Source organism: Halobacillus litoralis, from assembly GCF_020524025.1.
GTDB classification, from domain to species: Bacteria; Bacillota; Bacilli; order Bacillales; family Halobacillaceae; genus Halobacillus; species Halobacillus litoralis_D.
In genome coordinates, this window is sequence record NZ_JAIVKN010000003.1 from 144,573 (window position 1) to 157,768 (window position 13,196).

Annotated in this window: 13 protein-coding genes; all 13 read right to left on the bottom strand. The window is 41.7% G+C overall.

Features of this window, described 5'->3' with window-relative positions; translation table 11 throughout:
- Window positions 1-34: 34 nt before the first annotated feature.
- The gene (spo0A, locus tag LC036_RS12265) at window positions 35-814 is read right to left on the bottom strand and encodes a sporulation transcription factor Spo0A (protein ID WP_226582893.1); all 780 of its coding nucleotides are present in this window, start codon (window positions 812-814) and stop codon (window positions 35-37) included.
- 260 nt (window positions 815-1,074) lie between these two features.
- On the bottom strand, window positions 1,075-2,322 hold the full coding sequence (spoIVB, locus tag LC036_RS12270) for a SpoIVB peptidase (RefSeq protein ID WP_226582895.1): 1,248 nt from the start codon (window positions 2,320-2,322) through the stop codon (window positions 1,075-1,077).
- Window positions 2,323-2,595: 273 nt separating this feature from the next.
- On the bottom strand, window positions 2,596-4,323 hold the full coding sequence (gene recN, locus LC036_RS12275; protein ID WP_226582897.1) for a DNA repair protein RecN: 1,728 nt from the start codon (window positions 4,321-4,323) through the stop codon (window positions 2,596-2,598).
- Between the two features lie 17 nt (window positions 4,324-4,340).
- Window positions 4,341-4,790 (bottom strand): transcriptional regulator AhrC/ArgR, encoded by a 450-nt coding sequence (gene ahrC / locus LC036_RS12280; RefSeq protein WP_226582898.1) that lies wholly within the window; start codon window positions 4,788-4,790, stop codon window positions 4,341-4,343.
- Window positions 4,791-4,853: 63 nt separating this feature from the next.
- On the bottom strand, window positions 4,854-5,681 hold the full coding sequence (locus tag LC036_RS12285) for a TlyA family RNA methyltransferase (protein ID WP_226583914.1): 828 nt from the start codon (window positions 5,679-5,681) through the stop codon (window positions 4,854-4,856).
- A gap of 3 nt (window positions 5,682-5,684) precedes the next feature.
- The gene (gene dxs / locus LC036_RS12290; protein ID WP_226582900.1) at window positions 5,685-7,577 is read right to left on the bottom strand and encodes a 1-deoxy-D-xylulose-5-phosphate synthase; all 1,893 of its coding nucleotides are present in this window, start codon (window positions 7,575-7,577) and stop codon (window positions 5,685-5,687) included.
- 18 nt (window positions 7,578-7,595) lie between these two features.
- The gene (locus tag LC036_RS12295; protein WP_226582902.1) at window positions 7,596-8,195 is read right to left on the bottom strand and encodes a hypothetical protein; all 600 of its coding nucleotides are present in this window, start codon (window positions 8,193-8,195) and stop codon (window positions 7,596-7,598) included.
- Between the two features lie 710 nt (window positions 8,196-8,905).
- Window positions 8,906-9,784 (bottom strand): farnesyl diphosphate synthase, encoded by an 879-nt coding sequence (locus LC036_RS12300; protein ID WP_319004468.1) that lies wholly within the window; start codon window positions 9,782-9,784, stop codon window positions 8,906-8,908.
- Between the two features lie 3 nt (window positions 9,785-9,787).
- On the bottom strand, window positions 9,788-10,024 hold the full coding sequence (locus LC036_RS12305; protein ID WP_226582905.1) for an exodeoxyribonuclease VII small subunit: 237 nt from the start codon (window positions 10,022-10,024) through the stop codon (window positions 9,788-9,790).
- On the bottom strand, window positions 10,014-11,366 hold the full coding sequence (gene xseA, locus LC036_RS12310) for an exodeoxyribonuclease VII large subunit (RefSeq protein ID WP_226582908.1): 1,353 nt from the start codon (window positions 11,364-11,366) through the stop codon (window positions 10,014-10,016). Before xseA ends, LC036_RS12305 begins: the two co-directional genes overlap by 11 nt.
- Before the next feature lie 12 nt (window positions 11,367-11,378).
- A complete protein-coding gene (folD, locus tag LC036_RS12315) occupies window positions 11,379-12,230 on the bottom strand; it encodes a bifunctional methylenetetrahydrofolate dehydrogenase/methenyltetrahydrofolate cyclohydrolase FolD (protein WP_226582911.1) in 852 nt (283 codons plus the stop codon).
- Between the two features lie 21 nt (window positions 12,231-12,251).
- Complete coding sequence (gene nusB, locus LC036_RS12320) at window positions 12,252-12,629, bottom strand: transcription antitermination factor NusB (RefSeq protein WP_226582914.1); 378 nt, start codon at window positions 12,627-12,629, stop codon at window positions 12,252-12,254.
- A gap of 161 nt (window positions 12,630-12,790) precedes the next feature.
- Window positions 12,791-13,195, bottom strand: coding sequence for an Asp23/Gls24 family envelope stress response protein (locus LC036_RS12325; RefSeq protein ID WP_226582917.1), 405 nt, complete (start codon window positions 13,193-13,195; stop codon window positions 12,791-12,793).
- Between the last annotated feature and the right edge of the window lies 1 nt (window position 13,196).

The following is a 13,196-nucleotide window of genomic DNA, read 5'->3' on the forward strand; positions in this document are numbered from 1 at the left end:
CTTTTTTTTATCTTGAATGGTGTCGTAACTACAGTCAGCTTGCTTTATGTTCTAAACGCAGACGATCAGCAACCATTGCAATAAACTCACTTTTCGTCGGTTTTGCTTTTGTGTTGGAGATCGTGTAGCCGAACAAGGAAGAAATGGCATCGATGTTTCCTCGATTCCAAGCCACTTCAATCGCATGGCGGATGGCGCGCTCAACTCGGGAAGCTGTTGTATTATATTTTGTCGCAATATCCGGATAGAGGACTTTTGTAATAGAACCAAGTAATTCAAGATCTTTATAAACCATGGTAATGGCTTCTCGCAAATACTGATAACCTTTAATATGAGCAGGTACTCCGACTTCGTGAATAATATGAGTTATACTTGTATCCAAGTCCGGCTTTTTGGATTTTGTGGATGTATAGGTATTTCCAAGCGCACGATTAATAGGATCACCCGCATGCTTGATTTGACGTACCTGTTCTCCTAAATGATCAAGATCAAAAGGTTTCATCATGAAGTAAGCTGCACCCAATTCTACCGCTTTCTTTGTAACCTCTTCCTGTCCAAAGGCTGTCAGCATAATAACTTCTGGATGTTTTTCCATTTCTCTCAATTTATTTAGAACAGCAAGTCCATCTAAATGAGGCATGATGATATCAAGAATCAACACATCTGGATTCTTTTCTTCAACCATCTGCAGACAATCTTTCCCATTGTATGACGTACCAACTACATCAATGTCATTAGTATCCTCAAAGTACTCTTCAAGAAGCTTAACCAGCTCACGGTTATCATCAGCCAAACACACTTGAATCTTATCCATTCCTATTTCCTCCTTAGAGAATAGTCCTCTTATCTTCTGTAATATATACATTCGACAGAGATTAAATCTAACCCTTTTTATTATAACAAAAAAATTTCAAAATTTGAGATTATCTAGCAAATGCTTTGAAATACTTAAAAATCCGAAGGTATTCGACATTTGTTTCAGGTATTGTCGAAATATGTCGATTATATCCCCGTTTGTTTTGTTGCTTACGAAAATAGAACGTATGTAAAAAAAGAGCTCTCATGAGAGCTCTTTTAACTAGCCTGGTCTTTGACATTATCCTCATATAGATCAATTCCTGCTTCTTGAAGCATCCATTCAATGTGGACTCCATAACCACTTGTAGGGTCATTAACAAACACATGAGTAACTGCACCGATAATTTTTCCATCCTGTATAATAGGACTTCCACTCATTCCCTGTACAATCCCACCTGTTTTATCAAGTAATTCTGGATCAGTGATTTTTACAATCATCCCTTTAGTAACTGCTGACTTCTTAGGCATATTACTAACAATTTCCACATCAAAGGTCTGCATTTCTTCTCCGTTCAATACGGTCATGATTTGAGCAGGTCCTTCTTTTACTTGTTCAGCAAAACCGATAGGCAGGCCTTTAGGATAAGCAGCATTCCTCATATGCCCATCAAGCTCTCCAAAAATTCCAAACGGTGTGTTTTTTGTGATATTACCCAGACGGTCATTTCTTAGCGAAAACTTAGCTTTTTTCTCTCCTGGAACTCCCTGACTTCCCTTTTCGATGGATGTTACCTGGGATTTGACGATGGTCCCTTCATGAATTTCGATCGGTTTTTTTGTATCCATGTCCGATATTACGTGTCCAAGGGCTCCATATTTTTTAGTTTCAGGATCGTAAAATGTCATGGTACCTATCCCAGCTGCTGAATCACGGATATACAGTCCAATTTGATATTCATTTTCCTGGGCGTTATAAGCTGGTGTCAAAGAAGTTTTTACTATTTCTTCACCACGTTTAATCTTTAAGCTGATTGCTTTTTCTTCTTCGCCTGATTCTTTTACGATTTCAGAGAGCTCTTCCATACTATTTAGCTCCTGGCCATTTCCTTCCAAAAGGATATCACCAACGAGCACGTCAGCCTCTTCACCAGGAGAAGTTTTCTTAGCGCCTTCACCTGACACTAGATGATGGCCAACGACGAGTACTCCTTTTGTGTGCAGCTCAACACCAACGGATTGTCCACCAGGAACAAGTCGGATATCTCTCACTTGTTTATAGTCTGTCTTCTTTAACGGAACACCAGCAAATTCATAAAACATTTGATGGTCATTGGTTGACGAAAAAGCAGTTAAAGCAGTGGAATCTTCATATTTCTCAGTCGAAATTGGTGTTTCTGTCGTGCTTACTCTCACTTCAGTAGGGATGGACAGATAGTTATGGACGGGGGCTATTAAAGGTAAAATAAGCATGAACAGCAGGAGAACAGAACCGCATATATATCTAAATTTCTGTTTTTGATTCATCGGTTCACACTCCTTATCACTCCAGTACCAATTAAATGGCTTACTTATAATGTGGTCTTCACCGGGCTATTTTAAACGAGCATAATCTGAGTAATTCTAGGACCGTTTCCCTTGCTTTGAAACATTCTCCAACGTATAAGAAACGATTGGATAAAAATACGGAAACAGCACATAATAACATTCATTTTAAGACAGCCATCACTTCTTGTAAGCGTAGGTAATAGACAAAAGAAAAACGCAGGGACACTTTAGTGTCCCTACGTTAGCTTTTACTTATTGGTTACTTTTATGTTTTTCAGCCATATGCAGCAGTTCCCTGGCATGCTCAACAGTAGTGGCTGTCAATTCAGCACCGGTGATCATCCTTGAAATTTCATCAGCTTTCTCATCCACGTTTAATTCCTTGGAGGCCGTGTAGGTACGCTCGTTATCAATTCGTTTTTCTATCCGGACATGGGTATCGGCCATTGCCGCAACTTGTGGGAGATGAGAAATACACAAGACTTGTGATCCCTCTGAGATACCGTAAATTTTCTCTGCAATCGCTTGTGCCACACGACCACTGACACCTGTGTCAACTTCATCGAAAATGACACTGGTTACTCCTTGATGACGTGAAAATATCCGTTTTAGAGCAAGCATAATTCTCGACATTTCTCCCCCGGATGCTACTTTATGTAATTCTTTGAGCGGTTCCCCAGGATTTGTAGTTATAAGGAACTTCACGATGTCTATGCCATTTGGAAGCAGCTGGATCGGTTTTCCGTCCAAAGTGGGGTCGAAAGGACGCCCTTCTTTTATGCTGAGATCAACAGCAAATGAAGCTTTTTCAAGATAAAGATCTCTTAGTTCTTCATGAATATACTCAGATAAAGTTGCTGCTGCTTCTGAACGAATGTCGTGCATAGCTTTTGCTTCTAATACAGCATCCTGCCCTAATTCATGAATCTCTTCTTCCATTTTAGACAAATGCGAATCTTTATTCTTTATTTCATCAATTTCTTCTTCAATTCTTGAGGCATATTGCAGCATATCATCAACCGTCGCCCCGTATTTTTTCTTCAGTCGATTTAATTCATTCAGTCTCGATTCAATTTGATTCAGCCGCTCCGGATCAAATTCAAGTTCAGCCATTTGGTTACTCAGCTGGAAGGTCATCTCTTCTATCAAATAGTAGGAGTTTGACAATTCTTCAGAAAGCTTAGCTAACTGGTCGTCTACATCAGAAGTACTTTCCAATGAGGTCATCGCATGACTAAGCCAGTCCAAACCTCTCTGCTCCCCATATAGTGAGTAGTAAGCGTCATGAATGCCTTGATAAATCTTTTCGTAATTCATTAACTTTTTACGCTCATCCGCCAGCTCATCATCTTCAAGGGGCTGCATTTCTGCCTCCTGAAGTTCCCTCAATTGAAATTCCAATAAATCGAGGCGTTGAGCCATTTCCTGTTCGTTTTCGCTTAATTCCTTGTACCTCTTTTTAAGACCACGGTATTTTTCGTAAACCCTTTGATACTCTTCAAGTACAGAATTTAGAGTTTGACCAGAAAAAATATCCAGCAATTCAATATGCCGGTCAGGATCCATCAAAGACTGAGTCTCATGCTGGCTGTGTATATCAATTAGAGTATGACCAAATTCTTTCATGATCCCCAGAGTGACTAATTTCCCATTCACACGGCAGATACTCTTTCCTTGATTTGTAATGGTTCTTTGTAAGACAACCATCCCATCTTCACTTATCTCCACACCATACTCTTCCCCTGTTTTATAAATAGGGTGATCAGGCTGAACGGTAAACAATCCTTCTATTTCGGCTTTTTTTGTTCCATGTCGAACAAACTCAACGGATCCCCGGCCACCGGATAACAATTGAATCGCATCAATAATGATGGATTTCCCTGCACCTGTCTCACCAGTAAGAACAGTTAACCCCTCTTTGAACATGATTGAAATTCGATCAATGATAGCGAAATCTCGAATAGACAATTCTGTTAGCATGAAACGATCCACCTCAGTTATAGCATATTTAGCAATTGTTCACTAATTGTTTCTGTATGTTCTTCACTACGGCAAATAATTAAGCATGTGTCGTCTCCGCAAATGGTTCCCATAATTTCATCCCAGTCCAAATTGTCAATCAACGCTCCTACCGCGTTCGCATTCCCTGGGAGTGTCTTTAAAATAATAAAATGACCGGCCCGATCAATACTCACAAAAGCATCCATCATCAAACGCTTTAGTTTTTCAAATGGATTAAAGCGTTGATCTGCAGGCAGACTGTATTTATACCGGCCGTCCATCATAGGCACTTTCACAAGATGGAGCTCTTTAATGTCCCTGGAAACCGTAGCTTGAGTTACATTATATCCCATTCCCTTTAATCGATCGACTAACTCATCTTGTGTTTCAATATCGTCATTCGTAATTAGTTCCCTAATTTTGATGTGACGTTGTCCTTTGTTCATGACCATCCTCCGTTTCAAGTCCTTCCATAAGAAAAGGGCCTGTCATAAGCCCTTTTACGTACATTATGCGTTTTTACTGTGCGCTTCATGCGCTTCGCTTATGACAGCACCTATCTTGACGTCATCCTTAATTTCCCCTTTTTCCTCTTCTGTGAGGCGTAAATGAACGAGAAATTCGATGTTTCCGTCTCCTCCTGTAATTGGAGAAAAAGTAAGTCCATAAACAGAATAGCCGTGATTTGTTGCAAAATCAAGAATTGTCTCAACCACCTGCTTATGAATAGCAGGGTCTTTAACGATCCCTTTCTTACCTACCTGCTCCCGTCCAGCTTCAAACTGAGGTTTAATTAAAGCAACAACATCCCCTTGTTTTTCGAGAATTTCCGCCAGAACAGGTAAGATGATTCGTAAAGAAATAAAAGAGACATCGATAGAAGCAAATTGAGGCTGACCTTCTTTCAGATCTTCCTTTGTTACATAACGGAAGTTCGTCCGTTCCATGACAACGACTTGATCGTGGTTGCGCAGCCGCCAATCCAGCTGATTATACCCTACGTCAATTGCATAGCTTAACCGCACCCCATTTTGCAGCCCGCAGTCTGTAAATCCACCAGTGGAAGATCCAATATCAATCATCACTTTGTCGTTCACAGTCAAATCAAAAGATTTTAATGCTTTTTCGAGTTTTAATCCTCCACGGCTTACATAAGGAATCGCCTTCCCTTTGACGGTCAACTCCATCTCTTCATCTACTTTTACACCTGGTTTGTCCAAGCGGACTTGTTCATGAAAAACAAGTCCTGCCATAATCGTTCTCTTCGCTTTCTCTCTCGTTTCTACATAACCTTTTTCAACTAATAACACATCTAAACGTACTTTTCTTCCCATAATCACTTAAGCCCTTTGCTGTTTAGTCGGCACCATTTCTTTCAAATGGTGAACCATGTTCTCTGCTGTTAATCCGATTTCTTCCCAAAGTTTCTGGACACTGCCATGCTCGATAAACCGATCAGGCACACCCATGCGGCGAATCCACGGAGAAGTATAACCGTTCTCTGAAGCAAATTCCAAAATGCTAGAACCAAATCCACCTTGAAGAACGGATTCTTCCACTGTTAGGATCGGCAGTTCTTTTTTCATAATGTCATGTAACATCGCATCATCGAGAGGCTTAATGAACCGGGCATTGACAACTCTTACTGAACGCCCTTCCTTCTCCAGTTTCTCACTTGCATCCATAGCCATATCAATCGTCGTTCCAAAAGTTAAAATAACAGCATCCGTTCCATCTTTAAGAACTTCCCAGCTGCCAATGGGCAGGAGCTCTTTTTCCTGATCTGTTTTCACACCTTTAGCGTTGCCTCGTGGATAACGGATAGCAAATGGCCCCTCATCGTAATGGGTTGCCGTATGGACAAGATGCTGAGCTTCGTTCTCATCTTTAGGCATGCTGATAATCATATTAGGAACGGACCTTAAGAAAGAGACATCAAAGACACCCTGGTGTGTTTCACCGTCAGCACCTACAAGACCAGCACGGTCGATCCCAAAGATTACATTCAGTTTTTGCCGGGCTACATCATGAACGACTTGATCATAACCCCTTTGGAGAAATGTTGAATAAATAGCAAGAAACGGCTTCATGCCCTGGGTTGCAAGACCAGCAGCCATCGTAGTCGCATGCTGCTCGGCAATCCCCACATCAAATAGACGGTCAGGAAATTCCTCACCGAATTTCTCTAATTTTGAACCTAAGATCATTGCTGGAGTTACAGCAACGATACGGTCATCTTTCCTTGCTTCCTCCCTGAGTGCTTCGCTGATTACAGAACTCCAGGCAGGAGGAGCATCAACCGGCTTAATTTTCTCACCAGATTCAATTTTATAAGGGCCTACTCCATGCCATTTATCTTTCACGTCGGTCTCAGCAGGATGATACCCTTTTCCTTTTTGAGTCATGACATGAACGATAACAGGACCATCTGTCTTTTTGGCATAATTTAAATTCTCAAGAAGATCATTAAAATCATGCCCGTCGACTGGACCATAATATGTGAATCCCAGCTCTTCAAAAAACATGCCGGGTACGACAAAGTATTTCATACTATCCTTAAGTCTCTCTGCAGCTTGAGCAAGTTTGCCGCCGACCGCCGGAATTTTTTTCAAGAGCCATTCAAGGTCATCTTTCGCCCGATTATATTTACCAGCACTCCTCATACGTCCAAGTGCACTATGAAGGGCCCCTACATTCTTAGCGATAGACATTTCATTATCATTAAGGATAACGGTTACATTCTTTTTTTCATGGCCGATATGGTTAAGCGCCTCTAAAGCCATGCCGCCAGTTAATGCACCGTCTCCAATAATTGGTAAGATTGAATGGGTCTGATTTTTAAGGTCACGTGCAATCGCCATTCCCATCGCAGCAGATAAGGATGTAGAACTATGACCAGTCTCCCATACATCATGTTCACTTTCATCACGCTTAGGAAAGCCGCATAACCCTTTATATTGGCGGAGTGTTCCAAATTGACTTCCCCGCCCAGTCAAAATCTTATGGATATAAGACTGATGACCAACATCCCAGAGGAGACGGTCTTCAGGGCTTTTATAAACTTTATGTAGAGCAAGCGTCAGCTCCACCACCCCAAGATTAGCACCCAGGTGTCCACCTGTAGCTGCCAGATTTTCAATGAGGAATTGTCTTGTTTCTTCTGCAAATTCTTCAAGCTGTTTTGTATTCATATCCTTCAGTATTGAAGGGTCTTTGATTTTACACAGATCCATTGAAGGACCCCCTTGTATTTATCTTGTTTTTTTAGTGGTTGTCGGTGCACTTGATACTATTCTTACTTTCAATCTTTTTTCTAACCATGCAATAACTTTTGCTGCAAAAAAGATAATGTTTGTCGACTTATTGATGGCGAAAAATTTACCAAGCGCTTTACCACCGACAGTCAATGCGGCCACAATACTGGTCAGTGCTACGGAAATTGTAATCTGGACCGTAGATCCTTCACTGTATCCAAAATTGTTTGCCAATTGAAGCACAACAATCGCAGAGGCCGTACCACTAACTATACCAGATATATCCCCTATTACGTCATTACAGAAACTTGCGAATCGATCCGCATTTCTGACGATAGCGATTGCTTCTTTTGCACCAGCTACTTTTTCTGATGCCATAGCATGGAATGGTTTTTCTTCCGCTGCTGTAGCAGCAATCCCCAGCATATCAAAAACAACGCCGGTCAGGACGATAAGAAACACAATGATCAAACCAAAGATCCACATAACTCCACTCAACACGGAAGAAGATATAACTGAAAAAATAGCCGCTAACACGAATGTGATAACGGCAATACTCAAACTGAATTTTATTGCTTTTTTTAATTTATTGTCCATTCTTAACCTCTATATCCATATAAGTAACGTTCATATGTAGCAGAAAGGAATGGTCACGGAACGAGTAAAAATTGCGGCTTAGGTCTAGTAGGTTTTCCCAATCAAGTACCGAGTGTCACCACTCTGGCGGTTCCCCTTTAAACTTGACTCAGCCTCGTTTCCGAAAACTGGACTAGATTGCCACTTAGTCCGCACTATAATTCCCGTTCCATGTCCATAATTGAACAGTCTAGGGGATTTCCCCGACAGTCTTTGGCCGTTCCTTAGCCTCTTTTGCAGTTACGATTTCATATAGCTTACGCACCAGCACCTCAGTGGCCATCCGAAGTTGACAGGTGTTCACGGACTATAATCCCCTCAAAAACCACTCAAGGCAGGCTACGCTGCGCATATAGAATTTACTCCATATGCTGCAGGTTCATACCCCATTTCATAACAGCAGCTGGCTCAGATACCGTTACAAGAATGGGCCTCCGCGGAAGCAGGGTCAACGCCCACATGCCTTTGTGGATCGCCCTGCGACCTTAACTCCCAGCATCGACCCAAGGCTGGGCGCCTCAAGCCAACACCAGGAACTTCATCGATGTGCCCTTTGGCGGATTTTTAGGCCCGCCTTCAGGAACGGAGGACCGACTAGAATACTGCACCATTCCTTTTGTAATGATAATATACCATATTCTTTATTGATCCTCAATGATAATCGTTTTTCATCAATGATCACGGGTACTAAGATAACGAATAAGTTGAGAAAGGACTGTACCCTCTACTCCTGCACTTTTGAGAGCAGACAAAGCGACATGTACATATTTTTCTTTTTGCTCTATCGCTCCTTCAAGCCCTAAAAGTTGTGGATATGTACTTTTATGATTACCTTCATCGCTGCCTGTAGGCTTGCCAATTACATCCGCATCCCCGGTAACATCCAGAATGTCGTCTTGAATTTGGAAAATAAGCCCCAGTGCCTCTGCCATGTCTGTCATTTGTTGAACAGCAGAGTCTGAAGCCTCCCCTAGATGAGCTCCTGCAAGGATGGCAAACTTCAGTAACTGGCCTGTTTTGTTTTTATGGATATTTTCAAGCACATCCAGGGATACCGCTTTCCCTTCACTTAACATATCCTGCATTTGACCCTCTACCATTCCTCTTGCCCCACCGGCTTTTGTTAACTCACGAATCATAGTGACACGCTGTGCGTCTGTAAGAGTTGTGTCTTCTGCAATCACTTGAGAACTCAGGGTTAATAAAGCGTCACCAGCTAAAATGGCAGTTGCTTCATCAAATCGTTTATGATTTGTAGGAAGACCTCTCCTTAAGTCATCATCATCCATTGCAGGAAGGTCATCATGAATCAGTGAGTAAGTATGAACCATTTCCAAGGCCGCAGCAACAGACATCCCTTTACCTTCAGAGGCACCAAAAGCTTCTGCAGTGGCTAATAAAAGGATAGGACGCAGTCTTTTTCCACCCGCTTCAATAGAGTACAGGATGGAGTCCTGTAGTCTTCCAGGGATGGAATAGTCCCGAACACACATTTCCAATTGCTGATTTATCTGGTCTCTTTTAGTTTTAAGGTAGTTGGATAAATCCACGTGTCAGTCTTCCTCCTGTACAGAAAAAGGTTCAAACTCTCCATGTTCATTCATAATTTGATGCATTTGACTTTCTACATGACCAAGCTTCTCATTACACAATTTTGAAAGTTTCATGCCCTCTTGATAGTATTGAATGGCTTTTTCCAAAGGAACTTCACCTGTCTCCAGTTTTTCTACAATTTCTTCCAATTGCTTCATTGCTTCTTCAAAACTCATTTCAGTCTGCTTATCCGTCATATTCATCCTCCTTAACCGATTGCACCTGACAATCCACACGTCCGTCGCGAATCTTTAATGAAATCTTATCCCCTTTGGAAACCTGGGAAGTACGCTTAATCACTTCTTCGTTTTCATCAAAAGGGATTGCATAACCACGCTTCATAATTTCCAAAGGATTTAATAAGGTTAATTTTTCTATAACATTATGGAATCGTTCCTTTTTATATTGCAAGAGCTGGTCGAAACGTTTTTGAAACTGTCTCGATTGAGATTCCAATGCTTCAGAGCCCTCTTTAATCTTTGCTTCAGGACCTTGCTGACGAAGGCGTTTATATAGATAAGTTGTTTGTTCTTTTCGCTGAGAACTCAATTGTTTCATCTGCCTTGTCATACGCTCAAGAACACGATCTAAATCCTGCTCTTTTTGTCTCATCAATTGTTCTGGAAACTTAAAAGCATAAGATTTTTGCAATCTCTGAAGCCTTTGCTTCTCTTCAACCCTCCGTACATTCATCACTCGAACCAGCCTCTGATTAAGAAGACGTACTTGTTCCCGTAATTCAGTAATAGACGGAACAGCTAATTCTGCTGCTCCTGTAGGGGTTGCCGCTCGAACATCGGCAACAAAATCACTAATAGTCGTGTCTGTTTCATGACCAACAGCTGAAATAACCGGGATGTCAGAATCTGCAATGGCACGGGCTACAATTTCTTCATTGAACCCCCATAAATCCTCAATTGAACCACCGCCACGCCCAACAATGAGAACGTCACAGTCAAGGTTTTCATTTGCGTATTGAATCGCATTGACAACCGAAGATGCAGCCCGATCCCCTTGAACGAGTACAGGTAAAATGGATACAGGAACAATCGGATATCGACGTTTAATTGTCGTCAGTATGTCCCGGACCGCCGCACCTGTGGGGGATGTGATGACACCAACATGCTTAGGGTATGTAGGGATAACCTGTTTACGCTCAGGAGCAAACAACCCTTCTTTTCCAAGCTTTTCTTTAAGTTGCTCAAAAGCAAAGTATAAAGCACCAATACCATCGGGCTGCATTTCTTTAATATATAACTGATACTGGCCCATTGGCTCATAGACATTAATTTCACCTTTGACCAGAACATTCATGCCGTTTTCCGGCGTAAATTTAAGTGACCTGTTGTTTCCTGCGAACATGACAGCCTGAATTCTTGCTTGTTCATCTTTCAATGACAGGTACATATGCCCGCGGCTATGATGTTTAAAGTTTGAGATTTCTCCCCGCAGCCATACCGTTTTCAAGTGGGGGTCACCTGAGAGTTTACGCTTGATGTATTTCGTTAAAGCCGTAACTGTCAAATACTGATCTTGCACAAAAACGCCTCCTCACCCATTATGGATACGTTTAGCAGCTTTTATCGTATTGTGAAGCAGCATCGTGATGGTCATTGGTCCAACACCTTTAGGAACAGGGGTAATATGAGAAGCGACTTCCTTAGCAGATTCAAAATCGACATCCCCTGTAAGCTTGCCATCTACACGATTAACCCCGACATCAATAACAACCGCACCCTCTTTAATGTCTTCTCCTGAAATGATAGAAGGTTTACCGACAGCTACAATCAGGATATCTGCTTGTTTGGTATGATGACGAAGATTTTTCGTCCTGGAGTGGCAGTGAGTCACTGTTGCATTTTCATTAAGAAGCAGCTGTCCAACAGGCTTCCCTACAAGGTTACTTCGTCCAATGATCACAACGTGTTTGCCTTCAATTGTAATATCTGCACGTTTAAGCATGACCATAATTCCATAGGGGGTACAAGGATAAAATGTGTCCTGACCCGTTAACATTTTCCCGACATTTTCAGGATGAAAGCCATCCACATCTTTTTCTGGATTTATAGCTTCGATAATTTTCTGATCGGAAATGTGATCAGGTACAGGCAGCTGAACAAGAATGCCATGGACTGTTTCATCCTGATTCAGGCGTTCTATTAACTCCAGAAGCTCCTGTTCAGAAGTGTCCACTGGAAGCTCAATCAAGTCAGAGTCCATCCCTATCTTCTCTGAAGCACGCTGTTTCCCTTTAACATAGGACATGGATGCAGGGTCTTGCCCAAGAATGACAACCACAAGTTTTGGCCGGAGCCCTCGTTCATGTAAGATACTCACTTCTTCCTTCATCTCTTGACGCAGGTTTTCAGCTAATTGCTTTCCGTAAATGACTTCTGCTGACATTTCCTATTCCCCCTCGAAATTTTATACCATTTTGGATAAGACGCCGTTCACGAATCTCCCGGATTCTTCTTCTCCAAAAATCTTTGCAAGTTCAATTGCTTCATTAATTGCTACTTGTGTTGGTACATCTTCTTTGTACTTCATTTCATAAGCGGCCATTCTTAGAACCGTCTTCTCAACTTTTGCAAGACGAGGCAGCGTCCAGTGATCCAGGTGGGCTGATATCCATTCATCCAGTTCATCACGATTCTTCATAACTCCGTGAACCAGATCGTATAAGAAAGAATCCACTTCTATGTCTTCCACTACGTGCTGGATCGCCTCATCTGTATCGATTTCGCTGGTAATCGTTTGAAAAAGCGCTTGGAAAGCTTTTTCTCGTGCTGTGCGTCGTTTCATGTTCATTCTCCTTTAAGGTAATATCCGTTAGAATAATAACATTTTAGCGGAATAAAAGCCATGCTCAGTAAAATGTGTGAAATTTCTGTGACATCCCATATTTCATTAGAGTCATGAAAAAAAGAAAAAAATCAGAAAGGGAGTTCCCTTTCTGATTCCTATCAATAGGCTTCTGTCTCGTTTTCTTCTTCTTTTACTGGTTCCATCTGCACGCCGACAATATGAACATTGATTTCATTAATTTCAAGAGCCGTCATGTTCTTTAATGCCTGCCTTGTGTTATCTTGAATCTTTTGAGCTGTGTCAGGGATAGAAATGCCATAGTCCATTACCACATAAGCATCAATCAAAATGCCGGTTTCAGTCAATTCGACTTTGACACCCTTGCCATGATTTTTTTTACCAAGACGTTCTGCTACACCAGAAGCGAAATTGCCGCGCATCGACGCTACTCCCGCAACTTCGGATACAGCAATTCCCGCAATAACTTCAATGACTTCAGGAGCAATCTCGATATTACCTAATGTCGATCCATCTGTCACATTCAATAATTGCTTATCACTCACC

Coding starts and splice junctions, on each gene's coding strand:
- LC036_RS12295 (WP_226582902.1), bottom strand. CDS start 8,195: ATGGACAATAAATTAAAAAAAGCAATAAAATTCAGTTTGAGTATTGCC.
- spoIVB (WP_226582895.1), bottom strand. CDS start 2,322: ATGAATCAAAAACAGAAATTTAGATATATATGCGGTTCTGTTCTCCTG.
- dxs (WP_226582900.1), bottom strand. CDS start 7,577: ATGGATCTGTGTAAAATCAAAGACCCTTCAATACTGAAGGATATGAAT.
- spo0A (WP_226582893.1), bottom strand. CDS start 814: ATGGATAAGATTCAAGTGTGTTTGGCTGATGATAACCGTGAGCTGGTT.
- folD (WP_226582911.1), bottom strand. CDS start 12,230: ATGTCAGCAGAAGTCATTTACGGAAAGCAATTAGCTGAAAACCTGCGT.
- LC036_RS12305 (WP_226582905.1), bottom strand. CDS start 10,024: ATGACGGATAAGCAGACTGAAATGAGTTTTGAAGAAGCAATGAAGCAA.
- nusB (WP_226582914.1), bottom strand. CDS start 12,629: ATGAAACGACGCACAGCACGAGAAAAAGCTTTCCAAGCGCTTTTTCAA.
- recN (WP_226582897.1), bottom strand. CDS start 4,323: ATGCTAACAGAATTGTCTATTCGAGATTTCGCTATCATTGATCGAATT.
- ahrC (WP_226582898.1), bottom strand. CDS start 4,790: ATGAACAAAGGACAACGTCACATCAAAATTAGGGAACTAATTACGAAT.